Genomic DNA, 20,942 nt, shown 5'->3' with positions numbered 1-20,942 from the left:
AAGGCCATCCGTTAGGATCGCTTTCAACAAATTAAAGCAGCGTCGAGGCTGCCGCTTCCCGGCCAAGGGTCCGCCATGACGCTGTTCATCAATCTGATCGAGAGCCTGTCGTTCCTGCTTCTTGCCGCCCTGATCCTCACCGCGACGGCTGCCTGGATCGACCAGCGCCCGCTGCTGCGGCAGCTCGCCGTCGGCCTGATCTTCGCCGCCGGCGCCCTCTGCAGCATGGCCAACCCCTTCGTGATCCAGCCCGGGCTCGTCGTCGATTCGCGCAACACCTTCGCGATCCTGGCCGGCCCGATCGGCGGGCCGCTCGCCGCCGTCCTGACCGCTCTGCCGCTGATCGGCATGCGCTACAGCCTCGGTGGCGTCGGGATGCCGACCGGGATCGCCGGGATCGTGCTGCACGCTCTCGCCGGCGTGGCCTACGCCGCCTGGCTCGGCCGGCAGAAGCGCTCGCTCATGGCGCGCGACCTCGTCCTGCTCAGCCTGATCAGCGCCGGCTGCCTGTTCGCCTCCGTCGTCTTCATGCCGAACTGGGCGGCGGCGGAGCGCTTCCTGCGCGAAGCGGTGCCGATCATGATCGTGGTCGGCACCATCGGCACCGTCCTGGTCGGGCTCGTCCTCAGCAACGACCGCGACCGGCGCGAGACGGCCTACCGCCTGCGCACGCTGATCCAGAGCGCGCCGGGCACGCTCTATCAGCGCGTGGTCCTGCCCGACGGAACGCTGCGCTACCAATTCGCCTCCTTCGCGATCAACCGCCTGCTCGGGATCGGCCGCGAGGAGGTCGAGCGCAACCCGGAAGCCTGGCTCGGCAAGATGCTGCCGGAAGACCGCAAGCGCTTCGAGGCGCAGCGCGCCGAGCAGCAGAACTCCAGCAATCCCTGGCGCTTCGAGGCGCGCTATGCCGCGCCCGGCGGCGGCATCGTCTGGCTGCGCAGCGAGGCGACGATGCGGCGGCTGCCGGACGGCACGATGATCTGGGACGGGATCCTGCTCGACGTCACGCCGGAGAAGACGCTGGAGGCGCGCCGCGACGAGGTCGAGGCGCTGCGCCGTTCGACGCTCGAGGACCTGGCGGCAAATCTCGAGGTCACGGTCGGCACCGCGCTGCGGCGGGTCGGCGACTCCGCACGCGGCATGCACGAGGCCGCGCGCGGCATGGCGGCGACGGCCGATCGCACCACCGCCCGGGCCGGCGAGGCGACGGAGCAGGCGGAGCTCGCCTCGCGCCGCGTCGGCAGCGTCGCCCAGGCGGCGGAACGGATCGACGCCTCGATCCGCGAGCTGACGCGCCAGACGGATCTCGCCGCCGAGACCGCCCGGCAGGCCGCGGATCATGTCCGCTCGACCCGGCGCGACGTCAACGGGCTGGCGGCCGCCGCCGACAAGGTCGGCGCGGTGCTGGCCTTCATCGAGGACATCGCGGTGCGCACCAATCTGCTGGCGCTCAACGCCACGATCGAGGCGGCGCGGGCCGGAGCGGCCGGGCGCGGCTTCGCGGTGGTCGCGGGCGAAGTGAAGAACCTCGCCGAGCAGACGCAGCAGGCGACCCAGGACATCGCCGCCACCCTGCAGGAGATCCGCGGCGCCGCCGCCGCGGCGGCCGACGCCGTCGGCCAGATCGAGGGGACGATCGGCACGATCGAGACGACCTCGAACGCCATCGCGCAGGTCGTCACCGGCCAGGGCGCGATCGCCTCCGGCATCGCCCTCGACGCCCAGGCCGTCGCCGGCTCGGCCGCCACGGTCACCGGCAATGTCGCGGCGACGGGCGACGAGGCGCGGGCCACCGGGGAGGCGGCGACGCGCGTCGTCGAGGCCGCCCGCCTGGTCAGCGAGCAGGCCGTCGAGCTCGACCGCTATGTCGGCGACTTCGTGGCGCGGGTCCGGGCCGGGCTCTGACGGGGCCCGGCAAGCGGGAGGCCGAGCTCCGTCGTCCGCACGCAGGCGCCGCCGCCCAAACGCGCCTTGTCGAGGAAAGCGGCGCTGCCCTATGGTCGTTTCCCCCGAGGAAACGCCTGTGAAAAAGAACAGACGCATGAACGACCGCACACCGACCAAGCGCGCCCGTCCGACCTTCACCGACCAGGAGGCGCTGCTCTTCCACTCGCAGGGGCGGCCGGGCAAGCTCGAGATCGTGCCGACCAAGCCGATGGCGACGCAGCGCGACCTGTCGCTGGCCTATTCGCCGGGCGTCGCCGTGCCGGTGCTGGCGATCGCCGAGGACCCGAGCCGCGCCTACGACTACACCACCCGCTCGAACCTCGTCGCCGTGATCACGAACGGCACCGCCATCCTCGGGCTCGGCAATCTCGGCGCGCTGGCCTCCAAGCCGGTGATGGAAGGCAAGTCGGTGCTGTTCAAGCGCTTCGCCGACGTCGATTCGATCGATCTCGAGGTCGACACGGAGGACGCCGAGGCCTTCGTCAACGCGGTGCGCTATCTCGGCCCCTCCTTCGGCGGCATCAACCTCGAGGACATCAAGGCGCCGGAATGCTTCATCATCGAGCAGCGCCTGCGCGAAATGATGGACATCCCGGTCTTCCATGACGACCAGCACGGCACCGCGATCATCGCCGCGGCCGGCCTGATCAACGCGCTCGACCTGACCGGGCGCGACATCCAGACGACCAGGCTCGTGGTCAACGGCGCCGGCGCCGCCGCGATCGCCTGCACCGAGCTGCTCAAGGCGATGGGCTTCAAGCCCGACAACGTCATCCTCTGCGACACCAAGGGCGTGATCTACCAGGGCCGCACCGAGGGCATGAACCAGTGGAAATCGGCCCATGCCGCCGTCACCGACCGGCGCACGCTGGCGCAGGCGCTGGAGGGGGCCGACGCCTTCTTCGGCCTGTCGCAGAAGGGCGCCGTGACGCCGGAGATGGTCGCCGCCATGGCGCCGAACCCGATCATCTTCGCCATGGCCAATCCCGATCCGGAGATCACGCCGGAGGAGGTGCACGCCATCCGCGACGACGCGATCATGGCGACCGGGCGCTCGGACTATCCGAACCAGGTCAACAACGTGCTCGGCTTCCCCTACATCTTCCGCGGGGCGCTCGATGTCCGCGCCACGACGATCAACATGGAGATGAAGATCGCCGCGGCGGAAGCGCTGGCGCAGCTCGCCCGCGAGGACGTGCCGGACGAGGTCGCCGCCGCCTATCAGGGCTCGCGCCCGCGCTATGGCAGGGACTACATCATCCCGGTGCCGTTCGATCCGCGCCTGATCCATGTCGTGCCGGCCGCGGTCGCCAGGGCGGCGATGGAGTCGGGCGTCGCCGGCAAGCCGATCGTCGACATGAACGCGTACAAGGCACAGCTCTCGGCCAGACGCGACCCCGTGGCCGGCACGCTCAACCGCATCGTCGAGCGGGTCCGCCGCTATCCCAAGCGCGTCGTCTTCGCCGAGGGCGAGGAGGAGCAGGTCATCCGCGCCGCGGTCTCCTTCGTCACCCAGGAGCTCGGCAAGGCGGTCCTCGTCGGCCGCGAGGAGCGCATCAACGAGACCGCCGAGCATCTCGGCGTCGACCTCGCCGCCAAGGGCATCGAGATCCAGAACGCCAGGCTCTCGCATCGCAACGCCGCCTATGCGCAATATCTCTACGAGCGGCTGCAGCGGCAGGGCTACCTGTTCCGCGACTGCCAGCGCCTGATCAATCAGGATCGCAACCATTTTGCCGCCGCGATGGTCGCGCTCGGCGACGCCGATGCGATGGTGACCGGCGTCACCCGCAACTATTCGATCGCGCTGGAGGAGGTCCGCCGCGTCATCGACGACCGGCCGGGGCACCGCCTGATCGGCGTGTCGATCGCGATCACGCGCGGGCGCACGGTGCTCGTCGCCGACACGGCGATCACCGAAATGCCGACGGCGCAGGAGCTGTCGGAAATCGCGATCGAGGCAGCCGGGGTCGCGCGCCGGCTCGGCTACGAGCCGAAGGTCGCGATGCTGGCCTTCTCGACCTTCGGCCATCCCGCCGGGGAGCGCTCGGAGAAGGTGCGCGAAGCCGTGACGATCCTCGACGGCCAGCGCGTCGACTTCGAATATGACGGCGAAATGTCGGCCGATGTCGCGCTCAACCGCGACCTGATGGCGCAGTACCCGTTCTGCCGCCTGAGCGGCACGGCGAACGTGCTGGTGATGCCGGCGTTCCACTCGGCCTCGATCTCGACCAAGATGCTGCAGGAGCTCGGCGGCGCGACAGTGATAGGCCCGCTCCTGGTCGGGCTCGACAAGCCGGTCCAGATCGTCCCGCTCGGCGCCAAGGATTCCGACATCGTCAACATGGCGGCGCTGGCGGCGTTCAATATCGGGGGGTAGTCCCGGCGTCATGCCCGGGGGAAGACCCGGGCATCTCGGGACGAGAAGGCGCCGGTGAAGGGCGCGTCATCCTGGAAGAGATTCTCGGCTCTTCGCTGCGCTTCGGCCGAGAATGACGCGCCTTCGGCGTGTCAGTTCGTCCGCGGCCCGAGCTCGCGCGGGGCGGCGTTGACGGTGACGATCTGGCCGTTGCGCAGTTCGAGCACCGCAAGCCCGCGCTCGTTCTGCCCGTCGGGGCGGAACCGGAAGACGCCGTCGGCGCCGGCGAAGCCGGAGGCATTGGTCAGCACGCTCTCCGAAAAGCGCTGGCTGCCCTGGGTCCGGGCCAGCGCCGCCGCCAGCGAGACGGCATCATAGGACAGCGTGGCGGTGCGGGTCGGAGCGCTGTTGAAGCGCTTCTGATAGCGGCCGGAGAAGGCGTTGAAGCCGGCCGTGTCCGGAGATGCGAACCAGCCGCCCTGGATCGCCGGCACGCGCGCGACATTGGCGTCGTTCCAGACGCCGGTGCCGAGCGGCTTGACCTTGGCCGGATCGTAGCCGGCCTGCTGCAGGATGAGACCCAGCGTCGGCATGGCGCCGGCGTCGGCCGGGACGAAGAGGGCATCGGCCTGCTGCAGCGCCGGCACCAGACGCGTCGCGGCGGCGCGCATGCCGTTCTGGTCGGCGCCGAAGCGCTCGATCACCACGACGCGCCCGCCATGATTGGCGACCGCCTGCTGGAAGGCGCCCTCGACGACCTTGCCATAGGCGGTGTCGGGGACCAGCGCGGCGAAGGATTTGCGCCCCTGCGCCGAGGCATAGGCGATGACGCGGTTGACGTCGTTCTCCGGCGGGAAGGAGAGCAGGTAGACGCCGCGCGCGGCGACGTTGCTGTCGCTCGAGAAGGCGATCACCGGGCGGCCGGCGCTGCGGGCGACCTGGCCGACGGCCTGCACGGACGGGGCGAAGAGCGGGCCGATGATCAGCTCCGCGCCCTCGCGGAGGGCCTCCTGCGCCGCGGCCTGGGCGCCGTCCGGCGTGCCGCGATCGTCCTTGACCAGGAGCGTGAGGTCGGCGCCGGGGAATTCGGCGAGCGCCATCTCGGCGGCGTTCTTCAGCGAGTTGCCGACGGTGGCGCCGGAGCCCTCAGCCGTCAGCGGCAGGATCAGGCCGACCTTGACCGAGCCGGTGCCGATGGTCGGCCCGCTCGGCTGGGCGCCGCCCTGCGGCGGCGTCTGATTGTCGAAACCGGGCAGGCCGCCGGTGCCGCCGCTGCAGGCGGCGAGGGTGGCGGCGACACCCGAGAGCAGGATCAGCCGGCGGTTCGGCAGGGCAGCGCGAAGCTTCAAGTGACGCGGCACGACGTTCGTCTCCCCTCCTCGGCGAGGCGCGAGGCACAGTCCGCGCCGGCTGAACGACCTGCCCCGAACCGGGGACAAGTCCTGCCAGCGAGCAAGGCTATTTTCAAGTTGTTAACTCTAGGTTGCTGGTGCGGCGGTGGCATCTCGACCGCCGCTGTGGCAGTTTCGCCGTCATGTCCGGCCCCGTCCCCGCCCCGCCTGTCACCGGTCGCGCCCCGAGCTATGCGGCCTTCGGGCTGCGGGCCGAGGCCGAGCCGCTGGCGCCGGGGCTGCACATCGTCGCGACGCCGATCGGCAACCTGAAGGACATCTCCTTCCGGGCGCTCTCGACGCTCGCCGCCGCCGACGCGGTGCTGGCCGAGGACACCAGGACCTCGAAGACGCTGCTGGCGCATTACGGCATCGCGACGCCGCTGCTGCCCTATCACGAGCACAATGCGGCGCAGATGCGCCCGAAGATCCTGGAAAGGCTGCGCCAGGGCGGCAGGCTGGCGCTGATCTCCGACGCCGGCACGCCGCTGGTCTCCGACCCCGGCTACAAGCTCGTCGCCGAGGCCGTCGCCGCAGGATTGCCGGTGACCGGCATACCCGGCCCCTCGGCGGTGCTGGCGGCGCTGGTGCTGGCGGGCCTGCCGACCGACCGCTTCTTCTTCGAGGGCTTCCTGCCGCCGAAGGCCGCCGCGCGCAAGGCCCGCCTGACCGAGCTCGCCGCGATCCCGGGCACCCTCGTCTTCTTCGAATCGCCGCGCCGGCTCGCCGAGATGCTGAGCGACGCCGCCACGGTGCTCGGGGCACGGCCGGGCGCCGTCGCGCGCGAACTGACCAAATATTACGAAAATGTCCGCCGCGGCCTCCTGCCCGAGCTCGCCGCCCATTACGCCGAAGCCGAGGAGGCGCGCGGCGAGATCGTCGTGGTGGTCGGCCCGCCCGACGCCTCCGCGGCGACCGCGCGAGGCGACGGGCTCGATGAGGCCTTGCGGGCCGCGCTCGCGAACGTCTCGCTGAAGGAGGCGGTGGCGCAGGTCGCGGCCGCGAGCGGCCAGCCGCGCCGCGTCGTCTATGCCCGCGCCCTCGAGCTGACGCGGGCACCGTGAGCGAGGCGCTGCGCAGCCGGCGGGCGCGCCGCTCCGGCCTCGCCGGCCGCCGCGGCGAATGGCTCGCCGTCGCCTTCCTCAGCGCCAAGGGCTACCGCCTGCTGCAGCGCCGCTTCGGCGGCAAGGGCGGCGAGATCGACCTGATCATGGCCCGCGGCCGGAGCATCGTCTTCGTCGAGGTGAAGGCGCGCGCCGTGCTCGACGACGCGGCGGCCGCGATCACCGCGGACAAGCGGCGGCTGATGGAAGCGCGCATCCGGCAGTGGCTGGCGCGCAATCCCTGGGCGATGCAGCGCCATCTGAGGGTCGACGCGGTCTTCCTCGCGCCATGGCGCCTGCCCCGCCATGTGCCCCGCGTGTTCGAGCTCGTGCTCTGAAGGCCCGCTCGAGCGATCGCGGCATGATCGGCGATGCTCTGACGCAGGGCCGCGCCCCTTGCGCAGTCGCGGTGCCGCAGCCGATATAACGGCCGCAACCGGAGCTCCCGCCCATGCCGCTGAACGTCGCCATCCAGATGGACCCGATCGAGAAGGTCCGCATCGCCGGCGACACCGGCTTCGCGCTGATGCTGGAGGCGCAGGCGCGCGGCCACCGGCTCTTCACCTACACGCCGGACAAGCTCTCGATGCGCGACGGCAAGGTCACGGCCCCGATCACACCGGTCGAGGTGCGCGATGTCGACGGCGACCACTACACGCTGGGGCCGGCCGAGCGCACCGACCTCTCGACGCTGGACGTGGTGCTGCTGCGCCAGGACCCGCCCTTCGACATGGCCTATGTCTCCTCGACGCACATGCTCGAGCGCATCCATCCGAAGACTTTGGTGGTCAACGACCCCGTCGAGGTCCGCAACGCGCCGGAGAAGCTGTTCGTCACGCATTTCCCCGACCTGATGCCGCCGACGCTGATCACGCGCGACCGTGCCGAGATCGAGGCCTTCCGCGAGGAGTTCGACGAGATCGTGATGAAGCCGCTCTACGGCCATGGCGGCGCGACCGTGTTCAAGACCGGCAAGGGCGACCCGAATTTCGGCTCGCTCTGCGACCTGTTCGCCAATCTCTTCCGCGAGCCCTGGGTGGTGCAGGCCTTCCTGAGGGAAGTCTCCGAGGGCGACAAGCGCATCATCCTGATCGACGGCAAGGCGGCCGGCGCGGTCAACCGCGTGCCGGCGGCGGGCGACCTGCGCGCCAACATGGTGCGCGGCGGCGCGGCGAGGCCGACCGACCTGTCGAAGCGCGAGCTCGAGATCTGCGAGCGCATCGGCCCGGCCCTGAAGGAGCGCGGCCTCCTGCTGGTCGGCATCGACGTGATCGGCGGCCGGCTGACCGAGATCAACGTCACCGCCCCGACCGGGGTGCGCGCCATCAAGAAGCTCGGCGGGCCGGATCTGGCGGCTCAGCTCTGGGAGGTGATCGAGGCGAAGAGAGGCCGTCGACAGTAGGCAGTCGCTCCGCGCCGTCATCCCGGGGCGCCGCAGCGGCGAGCCCTGAACCCATGGCACGGGCCTTGTTCGTCCCGGCTCCGCGATGTCGGCACCCTTCTGCATCGGCGTCGTGTTCGTGGGTTCCGGGCTCAGCCCTCCGGCTGACCCGGAATCACGACGCGGCGACTGCCGTGCCGTTCAGCGGATTGTCCGGATCCCAGCCGTATTTCATCGTCTCGAAGCGCATCGCCATCGCGTCGACCAGCAGCAGCCTGCCGACCAGCGGCTCGCCGAAGCCGGTGATGGCGCGGATCACCTCCAGCGCCATCAGCGAGCCCATCACGCCGGCGAGCGCGCCGAGCACGCCGGCCTCGGCGCAGGGCGCGATCGTGCCGGGCGGCGGCTCGTTCGGGAACAGGCAGCGATAGGTCGGGTTCGGCCTTCCGTCGGCGCCCGCCTCATGCGCCCGGATCGTGGTCAGCGAGCCGTCGAAGCGGCCGAGCGCCGCCGTCACCAGCGGCTTGCCCTCGTGGAAGCAGGCGTCCGAGACGGCATAGCGCGTCGCGAAATTGTCCGAGCCCTCGGCGACGACGTCGTAGAAGGCGACCAGCGCGCGCGCATTGTGGGCGTCGATCCGGGTGACGTATTCCTCGATCTCGACATGCGGGTTGAGCCGCTTGACGAAGGCGGCGGCGGCGACCGCCTTGCGCGCGCCGATGTCCTCCGTGCCGAAGATGACCTGCCGCTGCAGATTCGAGAGCGAGACATGGTCGTCGTCGACGATGCCGATCGTGCCGACGCCGGCCGCCGCCAGATAGGGGATCAGCGGCGCCCCGAGGCCACCGGCGCCGATCACCAGCACCCGCGCACGCTTCAGCTTCGCCTGCCCCGGCCCGCCGATCTCCGGCAGCACCAGATGGCGGGCATAGCGCTCGATCTCGGCCTCGCTCAACGTCATGGCGGGCACGCTAGAGCATGCTGCGAAAAAGTGGCAACGGTTTTTCGCATCGAGCATGCTCTAAACCATTAGAATCGATCACGTTATCTGCATTTGGACGATTCCGTCCAAAAGCAGCGTGATCGAGGCTGATCGTGGCTCGCCAGCAATCGGGTGCGATGCCGTGACAGGAAGCGGGTGTGCGCACCCCGCCCGCGCTGCGATCACCCGCGCCGCATCGTCTGAACAAGGAGCAGGACATGACGGCACTGAAGGACAAGGTCGCGATCGTCACCGGCGCGAGCTCGGGGATCGGCCGGGCCGCGGCGAGGCTGTTCGCGGCGGAGGGTGCCAGCCTCGTCGTCACCGCGCGCCGGCAGGCCGAGCTGGACGCGCTCGTCGCCGAGATCACCGCAGCCGGCGGCGAGGCGGTCGCGGTCGCCGGCGACATCCGCGACGAGGCGCTGGCGCAGCGCCTGGTCGAGACCGCGACCGAGCGCTTCGGCGGGCTCGACATCGGCTTCAACAACGCCGGCATCGTCGGCGAGCTCGGCCCGATCGGCCAGATGGCGAGCGAAAGCTGGCACGAGGTGATCGCGATCAACCTGACCAGCGCCTTCCTCGGCGCGAAGTACCAAGTCCCGGCGCTTGAGGCGCGCGGCGGCGGCTCGCTGATCTTCACGGCGAGCTTCGTCGGCTACACCGCCGGGCTCGCCGGCATGTCCGCCTACGCCGCGAGCAAGGCCGGGCAGATCGGCCTCGCCAAGGCGCTCGCAGCCGAGCTCGGCGGCAAGGGCATCCGGGTCAACGCGCTCCTGCCGGGCGGCACCGACACGCCGGCCGCGACCACCAATGCCCCCGGCGCCGGCCCCGAGCTGCTCGCCTTCGTCGAGGGCATCCATGCGCTGAAGCGCATGGCGCAACCGGAGGAGATCGCCCGCGCGGCGCTGTTCCTGGCCTCCGACCAGTCGAGCTTCGTCACCGGCACCGCCTTCCTCGCCGATGGCGGCGTCTCGATCCAGCGCGGCTGAGGCGACGGTTCATATATGACATATATCGCCGGGCGGGCCTTCAAGTCCGCTTGGCCCCGCCCGAAAGCCGTGCCATCGTGATCGCAGGCAGGGATGGCGCAACCATTCCGCGCGTGACAGGGGATCGGCTCAATGCGTTTGAAATCTCTCGCCCTCGCTCTGGCGGGCGTCGCCCTCTCGGCCATGGCGGCCATGGCGCAGACCGCGATCAAGCCGGCGATCGTCTACGACAAGGGCGGCAAGTTCGACAAATCCTTCAACGAGGGCGTCTTCGCCGGCGCCGAGAAGTTCAAGGCCGAGACCGGCGTCGAGTTCCGCGATTTCGAGCCGACCAACGACGCCCAGATCGAGCAGGCGCTGCGCCGCTTCGCGCGCGACGGCCATTCGCCGATCATCGCCGTCGGCTTCTCGCAGGCGACGGCGCTGCAGAAGGTCGCGGCCGAGTTCCCCAATCTCAAATTCACCATCATCGACATGGTGGTCGAACTGCCGAACGTCCAGTCGGTGGTGTTCAAGGAGCACGAGGCCTCCTATCTCGTCGGCCTCCTCGCCAGCCTCGCCTCGAAGACCGGCAAGGTCGGCTTCGTCGGCGGCATGGACATCCCGCTGATCCGCAAATTCGCCTGCGGCTATGTCCAGGGCGTCAAGGCCGGCAAGAAGGACGCGGAGATCTTCCAGAACATGACCGGCTCGACCCCGGCAGCCTGGAACGACCCGGTCAAGGGCGGCGAGCTCGCCAAGTCGCAGATCGACCGCGGCGCCGACGTGATCTACCACGCCGCCGGCGGCACCGGCATCGGCGTGCTGCGCGCCGCGGCGGATGCCGGCAAGCTCGGCATCGGCGTCGATTCGAACCAGAACATGCTGCATCCCGGCAAGGTGCTGACCTCGATGCTGAAGCGCGTCGACGTCGCCGCCTACACCTCGTTCAAGGCGGCCCGCGACGGCAACTGGAAGCCGGGCGTCTCGGTGCTCGGGCTGAAGGAGGACGGCGTCGGCTGGGCGCTCGACGACAACAACAAGGCGCTGATCACGCCCGAGATGAAGGCCGCCGCCGACAAGGCGCGGGCCGACATCATCGCCGGCACCGTCAAGGTCCACGACTACATGTCGGATTCAAAGTGCACGATGTGACCGACCCTGGCGTCGCGACGGCGCGATGAAGGTCACCGTCATCGGCTCCGGCGACGCGTTCGGCTCCGGCGGACGCTTCAACGCCTGCCTCCGGGTCGAGGCCGGGGCCGAACATCTGCTGCTCGATTGCGGCGCGACGAGCCTGGTCGCCCTGAACAGGGCGGGCATCGACCGCAACGGCCTTTCGACCTTGCTGTTCACGCATTTCCACGGCGACCATTTCGGCGGCTTGCCCGCCTTCCTGCTGGAGGCCCAGTTCGTCTCGCGCCGGAGCCGGCCGCTGACGATCGCCGGCCCGAAAGGCGTCGAACAGCGGGCGCGGCAGATGCTCGAGGCCGATTTTCCAGGCGCGTCCGGCAATGCCTGGCGCTTCCCGATCACCTATGTCGAGATCACGCCGGACGCGCCGGCGACGCTCGCCGGAATCGCGGTCGAGGCCTTCCCGATGAGGCACGACGAACGCGCCGGCCCCTGCCAGGGTTACCGGCTGGCCCATGGCGGCAAGGTCTTCGCCTTCTCCGGCGACAGCGCCTGGACGGACGCGCTGGTTCCGCTCGCGGCCGGCGCGGATGCGCTGCTGATCGAATGCTACACCTGGGATCGCGTGCTGGCGAACCATCTCGACTACGGCACGCTCGCCGCCCACAGGGCCGAGCTCGGCGCGAGGCGCGTCATCCTGACCCATATGGGGCCGCAGATGCTGGGGCATCAGGAACCTCTGCCGGAAGAGCGCGCCCATGACGGCATGGTGCTGTCGCTGTGACGGACGCTCCTCCACCCGCGATCGCGCTGATTGGCATCAGCAAGGCCTTCGGCCCGGTCAAGGCCAACAAGGACGTCTCGCTCGCCGTCGCCGCCGGCTCGATCCACGGCATCGTCGGCGAGAACGGCGCCGGCAAGTCGACGCTGATGTCGATCCTCTACGGCTTCTACGAGGCCGATGCCGGCGAGATCCGGGTTCGCGGCGAGCCGCGCCGGATCCGCTCCTCCTCGGATGCGATCGCCGCCGGGATCGGCATGGTCCACCAGCACTTCATGCTGGTCGAGCCGCTCAGCGTGGTCGAGAACATCGTGCTCGGCGCCGAGGGCGGAGCATTGCTGAAGCGCGGCATCGCGAGGGCGCGGGCGGAGCTGGCGCGGCTCAGCCAGGAATACGGGCTCGCCATCGATCCCGACGCGATCGTCGGCGAGCTCTCGGTCGGCCTGCAGCAGCGCGTCGAGGTCCTCAAGGCGCTCTACCGGGGAGCGCAGGTGCTGATCCTCGACGAGCCGACGGCCGTGCTGACCCCGGCCGAGGCCGACCAGCTCTTCGAATTGCTGCGGGCGCTGAAGGCGCAGGGCAAGACGGTGATCCTGATCACCCACAAGCTGCGCGAGATCATGGCGGTGACCGACCGCGTCTCGGTGATGCGGCGCGGCGAGATGGTCGCCCATGTCGAGACGAACCGGACCTCGCCGGCCGAGCTCGCCGAGGCCATGGTCGGCCGGCGCGTCCTGCTGCGCGTCGAGAAGGCGCCGCGAAAGCGCGGCGCGCCGGTGCTCGAGGCGGCCGGCCTCTCCGTGGTCGACGAACGCGGCTGCGAGACGCTGCGCGACGCCAGCCTGACATTGCACGAAGGCGAGATCGTCGGCATCGCCGGCGTCGCCGGCAACGGCCAGAGCGAGCTGCTCGACGTGCTCGCGGGCCTGACCCAGCCGACGCGCGGGGTGATCCGGCTCGGCGGGACGATCCTCGGCACGGCCGAGCGAAACCCGGCCCATCTGCGCCGGCTCGGGCTGATGCACATCCCCGAGGATCGGCAGCGCACCGGGCTCGTCACCGCCTTCACCGCGGCCGAGAATGCGATCCTCGGCTATCAGGACGATCCGGCCTTCGGGCCGGGCCCCTTCCTGTCGCCGGCACGCATCGAGCGGCATGCGCGCGCCGCGATGCAGGATTACGACGTCCGCCCGCTCGATCCTGACCTGAAGACGGCGAAGTTCTCCGGCGGCAACCAGCAGAAGATCGTGCTCGCCCGCGAGATCGAGCGGGCGCCGAAGGTCCTCCTCGTCGGCCAGCCGACGCGCGGCGTCGACATCGGCGCGATCGAGTTCATCCATCGCCGCCTGATCGCCCTGCGCGACGCCGGCGTCGCGATCCTGCTCGTCTCGGTCGAGCTCGAGGAGGTGATGGCGCTGTCCGACCGGATCCTCGCGCTCTGCGGCGGCCGGATCACCGGCGAGCGCGAGGCGGCGGCGACCGACGAGCGCGATCTCGGCCTGCTGATGGCCGGCGTCAGCGAGAGGGCGGCATGAGCGCCGCGCCGATCGATCTGCCGCGCTGGGCCGACACCGCGCTGGTGCCGCTGGTCTCGGTCGCGGCGGCGCTCGCCGTCGCAGGGCTCGTCGTGCTCTCGATCGGGGAAAGCCCGCTGGAGGCGACCACGCTTCTGCTGAAGGGCTCGCTCGGCAGCCTGGAGGGCCTCGGCTTCACGCTCTACTACACCACCAATTTCATCTTCACCGGCCTCGCCGTCGCCGTCGCCTTCCATGCCGGCCTGTTCAATATCGGCGGCGAGGGCCAGGCGACCATCGCCGGCATCTTCGCCGCGCTCGCCTGCCTCTGGCTCGCGCCGCTGCCGGGCCTCCTGCTGGTGCCGCTCGCCATCCTCGCCGCGGCGGCGGGCGGCGCGCTCTGGGCCCTGATCCCCGGCTGGCTGCAGGCGACGCGCGGCAGCCATGTCGTGATCACCACGATCATGTTCAATTTCATAGCGGCCACGCTGATCGTCTATCTGCTGGTCGAGGTGATGGGAAAAGCCGGCTCGATGCAGCCGGAGACCGCGGACTTCCCCAGGCAGGCGCTGCTGACGCCGATCCACGAACTGCTCGCGGCGTTCGGGCTGACAATGCCCTCGACGCCGCTCAACACCGCCTTCCTGCTGGCGCTCGCCTCCCTCGTCGCGGTCTGGGCGCTGATCTATCGCTCCCGGCTGGGCTATGCGATCCGCACGGTCGGCGCCAATCCGCGCGCCGCGGCCTATGCCGGCATCTCGCCGGCGCGGATCATCATTGTGGCGATGGCGCTGTCGGGCGCGCTCGCCGGCGGCCTCGCCGTGAACGAGGCGATGGGCGTGCAGCACCGGCTCGTGCTCGACTTCACCGCCGGCTACGGCTTCGTCGGCATCGCGGTGGCGCTGATGGGACGCGGCCATCCGGTCGGGGTCGCCCTCGCCGCCCTGCTCTTCGGCGTGCTCTACCAGGGCGGAGCCGAACTCTCCTTCGACAAGCCGACCATCACCCGCGACATGGTCGTGGTGATCGGCGGCATCGTCATCCTCTTCGCCGGCGCGCTGGATGGGCTGTTCCGGCGGCTCGTCGCCGGCGTGCTCAATCTCGGACGTGGAGGCTAGACGATGGAGCTCGTCCAGACCCTCGCCGTCATTCTCGATTCGACGATTCGATTGTCGATTCCGCTGCTCTGCGCCGCGCTGGCCGGGCTCTGGTCGGAGCGCTCGGGCGTCGTCGACATCGGCCTCGAAGGCAAGATGCTGATCGCCGCCTTCGCCTCGGCCGCCGTGGCCCATCACAGCGGCTCGGCCTGGACGGGCCTCGGCGCCGGCATGCTCGCGGCGGTGGCGCTCGCGCTCGTGCACGGCTTCTCCGCCATCACCTGGCGCGGCAACCAGATCGTCTCCGGCGTCGCGATCAACATGCTGGCGGCGGGACTCACCGTCATTCTCGGCAATGCCTGGTACGGGCAGGGCGGGCGCACGCCGACGCTCGAGGGGCCGGCGCGCTTCGCCGAGCTCGACCTGCCGCTGGCCGGGACGCTCAAGGAGGTCCCGGTCATCGGCCCGATCTACGACATCGCCATCTCCGGCCATGCCGCGCCGGTCTATCTCGCCGTGCTCGCGCTGGTTCTGACGGCGTTCACCCTGAAGCACACCCGCTTCGGCCTGCGTCTGCGCGCCGTCGGCGAGAACCCGGCCGCAGTCGACACCGCCGGCGTCTCCGTCGCCGGCCTGCGCTATGCCGCGGTGGTGATCTGCGGCGCGCTGTGCGGGCTCGGCGGCAGCTATCTCGCCGTCTCGCAATCGGCCGGCTTCCTGCCGCAGATGACGGCCGGCAAGGGCTTCATCGCGCTCGCCGCCGTGATCTTCGCCAATTGGCGGCCGGTGCCCGTGCTGTTCGCCTGCCTGCTGTTCGGCCTGCTGGAGGCGATCGCGATCAGGCTGCAGGGCGTCGTCCTGCCCGGAATCGGACAGGTTCCGGTGCAGGCGATCCAGGCCCTGCCCTATGTGATGACCGTGGTGCTGCTCGCCGGATTCATCGGCAAGGCGACGCCGCCCAAGGCCTCGGGGCTGCCCTATGTCAAGGAACGCTGAGTGACCGCAGACACCGAGCTCGACGCGCTTTTCGCCGCGGCGCAGGCGGCACAGGGCCAAGCCTATGCCCCCTATTCGCGCTTCACGGTCGGCGCCGCCATCCTGGCCGAGGACGGCAGGATCTATCCCGGCTGCAATGTCGAGAACGCGGCCTATCCCGTCGGCGCCTGCGCCGAGGCGGGGGCGATCTCGGCCATGGTCGCCGGCGGCGCACGCGCGATCCGCGCCATACTGGTCATCGGCGACGGCGCCGAGCTGGTGACGCCCTGCGGCGCCTGCCGCCAGCGCATCCGCGAATTCGCCGCACCGGAGACGCCGATCCTGATCGCCGGGCCGGACGGGATCCGCGCCCGCTTTTCGCTGGCCGAGCTGTTGCCAGCCTCGTTCGGACCGGCCAATTTGCCGAAGTGATTTGCGGGCCGGAACAGCGGGGCCCGAAGGGCGCGGACGACGCGCCGATGGAGCGACGACATGGCGGCGGATGCGCTTTTCGACCAGGCGGCATCGGTATTGATCGATCGCGGCATCGATGGCGGCATCGACTGCGCCGTCGTGCTCGGCACCGGGCTCGGCCGCATCATCGACGACATGGTCGAACCGGTCTCCGTGCCCTTCGAGGACATTCCGGGCTTCCCGAAGGGCTCCGTCTCGGGCCATGCCAAGCGCCTCAGCTACGGCCTGCTGCACGGCAAGAAGGTGCTGGTCTTCGAGGGACGGGCGCATTTCTACGAGACCGGCGATCCCGCCATCATGCGGGTGCCGCTCGGCGTGCTCTCCGCCTTCGGCTCGCCGCCGCTGGTCCTCACCAACGCCGCCGGCTCGCTCAGGCCGGATCTCAGGCCCGGCAGCCTGGCGCTGATCACCGACCATATCAACTTCAACGGGCCGAATCCGCTGGTCGGCGATGTCGGCGACGGCCGCTTCGTGCCGATGATCGACGCTTACGATCCGCATCTGCGCGCGCGCCTGAAGAAGGCCGCCGGCGCCTCCGGGGCCAATATGGGCGAGGGCGTCTATATGTGGTTCTCGGGTCCGAGCTTCGAGACGCCGGCGGAGATCCGGATGGCCAAGACGCTCGGCGCCGACCTCGTCGGCATGTCGACGGTGCCGGAGGTGATCCTGGCGCGCCGCTTCGGCCTGCGCGTCGCCGGCATCTCGATCGTGACCAACATGGCGGCCGGCATCCTCGGCGGCGCCCCCAGCCATGGCGAGACGCGGGACGTCGCCGCGACCGCGACCACGGCGCTGCGGCGCGTGCTGCGCTCCTTCCTGAGCGAGCTGTGATGGCGATGTCCGACGCCGATCTCGCCCTGCGTGCGCTGCGCCTGCTCGACCTGACGGACCTCTCCGACCAGGCCGGCGAGACCGGCGCGCTGCAGCTCTGCGCCCGCGCCGTCGCGGCGCCGGGGCCCGTGGCGGCGATCTGCATCTGGCCGCAATTCGTCAAGCTGGCGCGCCAGACGCTGAAGGCCTCTCCGGTCCGGATCGCGACGGTGATCAACTTCCCGGCCGGCGGCAGCAATTGCAGCCTGATCGCCAGCGACATCGCCGAGGCGATCGCGGACGGCGCCGACGAGATCGACCTGGTGCTGCCCTGGCGCGCCTTCCTCGCCGGAGACGCCAGGATCGCCCACGAGATGGTCGCCGAAGCGCGCGGCAGCTGCGGCGAGAAGACGCTCAAGGTCATCCTCGAAACCGGGGAGTACCCGGACCAGGCCTCGGTGCGGGCGGCGTCCGAGCTCGCCATCGCCGCCGGGGCCGACTTCATCAAGACCTCGACCGGCAAGACGAAGACCTCCGCCACGCCGGCAGCGGCGCGGACCATGCTAGAGGCGATCAAGGCCTGCGACCGGCCAGTCGGCCTCAAGCCTTCCGGCGGCCTGCGCACCCTCGCCGACGCCAGGACCTATCTCGACCTTGCCGACGAGATCATGGGCCCGGACTGGGCGTCGGCGAAAACCTTCCGCTTCGGCGCCAGCGGGCTCTACGGCGTGCTCGCCGACATTATCGCCGGCACCGCCCCGGCGGAGCGGACCGACGGAGCCTATTGATGCGCCTGCCGCAGGAGATCATCGCCGCCAAGCGCGACGGCGAGCGCCTCGATGTCCAGGACATCCGCCAGATGATCGCCGGGCTGACCGACGGCTCGGTGAGCGAGGGCCAGGCGGCGGCCTTCGCCATGGCGATCTTCTTCCGCGACATGGATGCCGAGGAGCGCGTCGCGCTGACGCTCGCCATGCGCGATTCCGGAACGGTGCTGGACTGGCGCGACCTGCCGGGCCCGGCGCTCGACAAGCACTCGACGGGCGGCGTCGGCGACACGGTCTCGCTGCCGCTCGCCGCTGCGGTCGCGGCCTGCGGCGGTTATGTCCCGATGATCTCCGGCCGCGGCCTCGGCCATACCGGCGGCACGCTCGACAAGCTCGACGCCGTGCCGGGCTATGTCACCCAGCCGGGGATCGAGCTCTTCCGCAAGGTGGTGCACGACGTGGGCTGCGCCATCATCGGCCAGACCGCCGACCTCGCGCCGGCCGACAAGCGGCTCTATGCGATCCGGGACGTGACCGGCACGGTCGAGTCGATCCCGCTGATCACCGCCTCGATCCTGTCGAAGAAGCTCGCCGCCGGCCTGCACGGCCTCGCCATGGACGTGAAGTTCGGCTCCGGCGCCTTCATGCGCGATTTCGACAGGGCGAAGGCGCTGGCGCAGAGCCTCGCCGATGTCGGAAACGGCGCCGGGCTGCCGACGCGGGCGCTGCTCACAGACATGAGCGAGCCGCTCGCCTCCGCCGCCGGCAACGCGCTCGAAGTCGCCTATGCGCTCGATCACCTGGCCGGACGCCGGCGCGAGCCGCGCTTCCATGCGGTCACGGTGGCGCTCGCCGCCGAGATGCTGCTGCTCGGACGGCTGGCCGCGACGCGCGAGGATGCGACTGCAAAGATCGAGGACGCCTTCGCCAGCGGCGCGGCGGCGGAGCGCTTCAGCCACATGATCGCGGCGCTCGGCGGCCCGGCCGACCTGCTGGAGCATCCCGACAGGCATCTCGCCCGCGCGCCGATCGTCCGCCCGGTCTTCTCCGACCGGCCCGGGCTGGTCGAGGCGATCGACACGCGCGGCATCGGCCTCGCTGTGGTCGCGCTCGGCGGCGGCCGCACCCGCCCGCAGGACGAGATCGACCACGCCGTCGGCATCGCCGAGCTCGCCGGGCTGGGCGACCGGGTGGGGCCCGACCGGCCGCTCGGCATCGTCCATGCCCGCAGTGAGGCCGGCTTCGACGCCGCCCGCATCCGCCTGAAGAGCGCCTATCGCCGCGGCGAGACCGCTGTTACGCGTGGCCCGCTGATCATCCCCGCCTAGGAAAGTTGCTATCCATGAGCCTGCTTCTGGCCATCACCGGCTGGCATGTCGAAAGCTGGCGCGAGCGCTTCGCCGCGCTGCTGCCGGACTTGCCGATCGTCACGCTCGGCGAGCCTTTCGACCGGCGCGCGGTGCACTATGTCGCGAGCTGGAAACATCCCGAGGGCAGCCTCGCCGGCCTGCCGAACCTCGCCGCGATCTTCTCGCTCGGCGCCGGCGTCGACCATCTCTTCGCCGACAGCCGCCTGCCGCAGGTGCCGATCGCCCGCGTGATCGACCCGGACCTGACGACGCGGATGAGCGAATACGTCGTGCTGCACTGCCTGATGCAGCTGCGCCAGCAGCGCCGCTACGACCGGCAGCAGCGCGAGAAGTCCTGGGACGACGATCGCCACCAGCCGGCGGCGCGCGAGGTCCGCGTCGGCATCATGGGACTCGGCGAGCTCGGGCAGGACGCGGCCCGCAAGCTCCAGACGATCGGCTTCGACGTCGCCGGCTGGAGCCGCTCTCCCAAGACGATCGACGGACTCGCGACCTTCGCCGGCGAGGACGGTATGGCGAGCTTCCTCGCCCGCACCGACATCCTGGTCTGCCTGCTGCCGCTGACGCCGGAGACGCAAGGCATCCTGAACCGGCCGCTGCTGGCGAGCCTGGCGCGCGACGGCCGGCTCGGCGGGCCGGCGCTGATCAATGCCGGGCGCGGCAAGTTGCAGGTCGAGGCCGACATCCTCGCGGCGCTCGATGCCGGCGAGCTCAGGGAAGCCGTGCTCGACGTGTTCGAGACCGAGCCGCTGCCGCCGGACTCGCCGCTGTGGAGCCATCCCGCGGTGACGGTGACGCCGCACAATGCCGCCATGTCGGCACCCGAGACCGTCGCAGACCAGATCGCGGCGCAGATCCGGCGGCTGGAAGCCGGCGGCGAGTTGCAGAACGTCGTCGATCCGGCGCGAGGTTACTGAGGCGACACTTATCCGTCATCGCGAGGAGCGACAGCGACGAAGCACTCAGGAGGACGTAGAGCTCCGCTGCCCCTGGATTGCTTCGCTGCGCTCGCAATGACGGTCAGCCCAGCCGCTTGATCGCGGTGATCGGCCCGCCATTGCGAGCGAGGATGCGCTCGCGCGCCGGGCGTAAGGGCTCGCGGATCACGCTCATCGTGAAGGCGGTGGCGTGCAGCAGCAGGTCGGGATCGGTCATGATGCCGACATGGCCCTTCCAGAACACCAGATCGCCGCGACGCAGGCCCACGAGACCGTCGTCGAAGGCTACGGCCTCGCCGAGCCCCTGCTCCTGCAGGTCGGAATCGCGCGGTGCCGCGATGCCGGCCGCCGCCAGTGCGAGCTGGACCAAAGCCGAGCAGTCGAGACCGAGGCTGGTCTTGCCGCCCCAGAGATAGGGTACGTCGAGGAAGCGCTCGGCGACGGCGACGAAATCCGGCTCGTGCCGATCGCGCGGGCAAAGATGCGGCTTGAAGACATGGCCGCCGCGCCCGGTGGTGAAGAAATCGCCGCTCTCGCCGGTGACGGCCAGCCCGGCGCCGATGGACAGGGCCTCGAGCGGCGGCAGCTTGATCGACGGGCCGGGGTAGACGAAGGTCCGGAGCGCGCAGACGCGATGCGTCGGGGCCGGTGCGTCGCCCGCCAGGCAATCCTCGGGCAGGTAGCCGACATAGGAATCGCCGACGAGCTGGCCCCAGGCCCAGCCCTCGTGCTGCTCATAGACCCTGACCGCCTCACCGGCGAGCGCCTCGGTGTCGAGCGGCGCGTCTGGCCTGGGCTCGCGCCGCAGCGGCGCCGAGGGCGTCACCACCCGCATCGGCACCGGATCGGCGAAGGCGAGCGCCTCGACCTGGCCGTCGAGATGGCGGGCGGCGAGGTCCGGGCGGGCGGGGGTGAGGCGGCGGTCGAGAATCGCGGTCATGGCGGCAC

19 protein-coding genes are annotated in these 20,942 nt (G+C 70.5%); 16 read left to right on the top strand and 3 right to left on the bottom strand.

All coding sequences use genetic code 11. The annotated features are described in order from the left end of the window. The first annotated feature begins 75 nt into the window (after positions 1-75). Together CS1GBM4_RS05400 and CS1GBM4_RS05395 are read left to right on the top strand one after the other, a co-directional pair. Complete coding sequence (locus CS1GBM4_RS05400; RefSeq protein WP_186417664.1) at positions 76-1,908, top strand: methyl-accepting chemotaxis protein; 1,833 nt, start codon at positions 76-78, stop codon at positions 1,906-1,908. A gap of 136 nt (positions 1,909-2,044) precedes the next feature. Continuing rightward, positions 2,045-4,330, top strand: coding sequence for an NADP-dependent malic enzyme (locus CS1GBM4_RS05395; protein ID WP_186417663.1), 2,286 nt, complete (start codon positions 2,045-2,047; stop codon positions 4,328-4,330). 131 nt (positions 4,331-4,461) lie between these two features. Here the strand turns inward: CS1GBM4_RS05395 and CS1GBM4_RS05390 are convergent, their stop codons facing one another. Beyond that, the gene (locus tag CS1GBM4_RS05390) at positions 4,462-5,670 is read right to left on the bottom strand and encodes a penicillin-binding protein activator (protein WP_186417662.1); all 1,209 of its coding nucleotides are present in this window, start codon (positions 5,668-5,670) and stop codon (positions 4,462-4,464) included. Between the two features lie 173 nt (positions 5,671-5,843). Between CS1GBM4_RS05390 and rsmI the strand changes: the two genes are divergently transcribed. From rsmI to gshB, 3 genes are all read left to right on the top strand, one after another. Continuing rightward, on the top strand, positions 5,844-6,764 hold the full coding sequence (gene rsmI, locus CS1GBM4_RS05385; protein ID WP_186417661.1) for a 16S rRNA (cytidine(1402)-2'-O)-methyltransferase: 921 nt from the start codon (positions 5,844-5,846) through the stop codon (positions 6,762-6,764). After that, positions 6,761-7,141, top strand: coding sequence for a YraN family protein (locus CS1GBM4_RS05380; protein ID WP_186417660.1), 381 nt, complete (start codon positions 6,761-6,763; stop codon positions 7,139-7,141). Before rsmI ends, CS1GBM4_RS05380 begins: the two co-directional genes overlap by 4 nt. Before the next feature lie 113 nt (positions 7,142-7,254). Then, positions 7,255-8,205, top strand: coding sequence for a glutathione synthase (gene gshB / locus CS1GBM4_RS05375; RefSeq protein WP_186417659.1), 951 nt, complete (start codon positions 7,255-7,257; stop codon positions 8,203-8,205). A 154-nt stretch (positions 8,206-8,359) separates the two neighbouring features. On the opposite strand, the gene moeB is transcribed toward gshB, so the two are convergent. Then, positions 8,360-9,145, bottom strand: a complete 786-nt coding sequence (gene moeB / locus CS1GBM4_RS05370) for a molybdopterin-synthase adenylyltransferase MoeB (RefSeq protein WP_186417658.1) — start codon at positions 9,143-9,145, stop codon at positions 8,360-8,362. A gap of 239 nt (positions 9,146-9,384) precedes the next feature. On the opposite strand from moeB, the gene CS1GBM4_RS05365 reads away from it, so the two are divergent. From CS1GBM4_RS05365 to CS1GBM4_RS05315, 11 genes are all read left to right on the top strand, one after another. Beyond that, positions 9,385-10,155: an SDR family oxidoreductase gene (locus tag CS1GBM4_RS05365; RefSeq protein WP_186417657.1), complete on the top strand. Its 771-nt coding sequence runs from the start codon at positions 9,385-9,387 to the stop codon at positions 10,153-10,155. 132 nt (positions 10,156-10,287) lie between these two features. Beyond that, on the top strand, positions 10,288-11,289 hold the full coding sequence (locus CS1GBM4_RS05360) for a BMP family ABC transporter substrate-binding protein (protein WP_186417656.1): 1,002 nt from the start codon (positions 10,288-10,290) through the stop codon (positions 11,287-11,289). A 25-nt stretch (positions 11,290-11,314) separates the two neighbouring features. Next, positions 11,315-12,052: an MBL fold metallo-hydrolase gene (locus CS1GBM4_RS05355; RefSeq protein WP_186417655.1), complete on the top strand. Its 738-nt coding sequence runs from the start codon at positions 11,315-11,317 to the stop codon at positions 12,050-12,052. Next, complete coding sequence (locus tag CS1GBM4_RS05350) at positions 12,049-13,584, top strand: ABC transporter ATP-binding protein (RefSeq protein WP_186417654.1); 1,536 nt, start codon at positions 12,049-12,051, stop codon at positions 13,582-13,584. Before CS1GBM4_RS05355 ends, CS1GBM4_RS05350 begins: the two co-directional genes overlap by 4 nt. Next, positions 13,581-14,681, top strand: a complete 1,101-nt coding sequence (locus CS1GBM4_RS05345) for an ABC transporter permease (RefSeq protein ID WP_186417653.1) — start codon at positions 13,581-13,583, stop codon at positions 14,679-14,681. Before CS1GBM4_RS05350 ends, CS1GBM4_RS05345 begins: the two co-directional genes overlap by 4 nt. A 3-nt stretch (positions 14,682-14,684) precedes the next feature. Continuing rightward, positions 14,685-15,656: an ABC transporter permease gene (locus CS1GBM4_RS05340; RefSeq protein WP_186417652.1), complete on the top strand. Its 972-nt coding sequence runs from the start codon at positions 14,685-14,687 to the stop codon at positions 15,654-15,656. Next, complete coding sequence (locus CS1GBM4_RS05335; RefSeq protein ID WP_186417651.1) at positions 15,657-16,067, top strand: cytidine deaminase; 411 nt, start codon at positions 15,657-15,659, stop codon at positions 16,065-16,067. A 60-nt stretch (positions 16,068-16,127) separates the two neighbouring features. Then, the gene (locus tag CS1GBM4_RS05330) at positions 16,128-16,940 is read left to right on the top strand and encodes a purine-nucleoside phosphorylase (RefSeq protein WP_186417650.1); all 813 of its coding nucleotides are present in this window, start codon (positions 16,128-16,130) and stop codon (positions 16,938-16,940) included. Further along, on the top strand, positions 16,940-17,707 hold the full coding sequence (deoC, locus tag CS1GBM4_RS05325; RefSeq protein WP_348522311.1) for a deoxyribose-phosphate aldolase: 768 nt from the start codon (positions 16,940-16,942) through the stop codon (positions 17,705-17,707). Before CS1GBM4_RS05330 ends, deoC begins: the two co-directional genes overlap by 1 nt. Then, positions 17,707-19,014 carry a thymidine phosphorylase gene (gene deoA / locus CS1GBM4_RS05320; RefSeq protein WP_186417649.1) on the top strand — a complete coding sequence of 436 codons (1,308 nt, stop codon included), beginning with the start codon at positions 17,707-17,709 and terminating at the stop codon, positions 19,012-19,014. The genes deoC and deoA overlap by 1 nt, the downstream gene beginning before the upstream one ends. Before the next feature lie 14 nt (positions 19,015-19,028). Next, entirely contained in the window at positions 19,029-19,973 is a 945-nt protein-coding gene (locus CS1GBM4_RS05315) for a glyoxylate/hydroxypyruvate reductase A (protein ID WP_186417648.1), read from the top strand. Between the two features lie 103 nt (positions 19,974-20,076). On the opposite strand, the gene CS1GBM4_RS05310 is transcribed toward CS1GBM4_RS05315, so the two are convergent. Beyond that, entirely contained in the window at positions 20,077-20,934 is an 858-nt protein-coding gene (locus CS1GBM4_RS05310; RefSeq protein ID WP_186417647.1) for an NlpC/P60 family protein, read from the bottom strand. Between the last annotated feature and the right edge of the window lie 8 nt (positions 20,935-20,942).

It is taken from the genome of Allobosea sp. CS1GBMeth4 (assembly GCF_900185715.1).
Classification (GTDB): Bacteria; Pseudomonadota; Alphaproteobacteria; order Rhizobiales; family Beijerinckiaceae; genus Allobosea.
The sequence above is the reverse complement of the archived record's forward strand: the minus strand, read 5'-3'. Positions and strand labels throughout refer to the sequence as shown.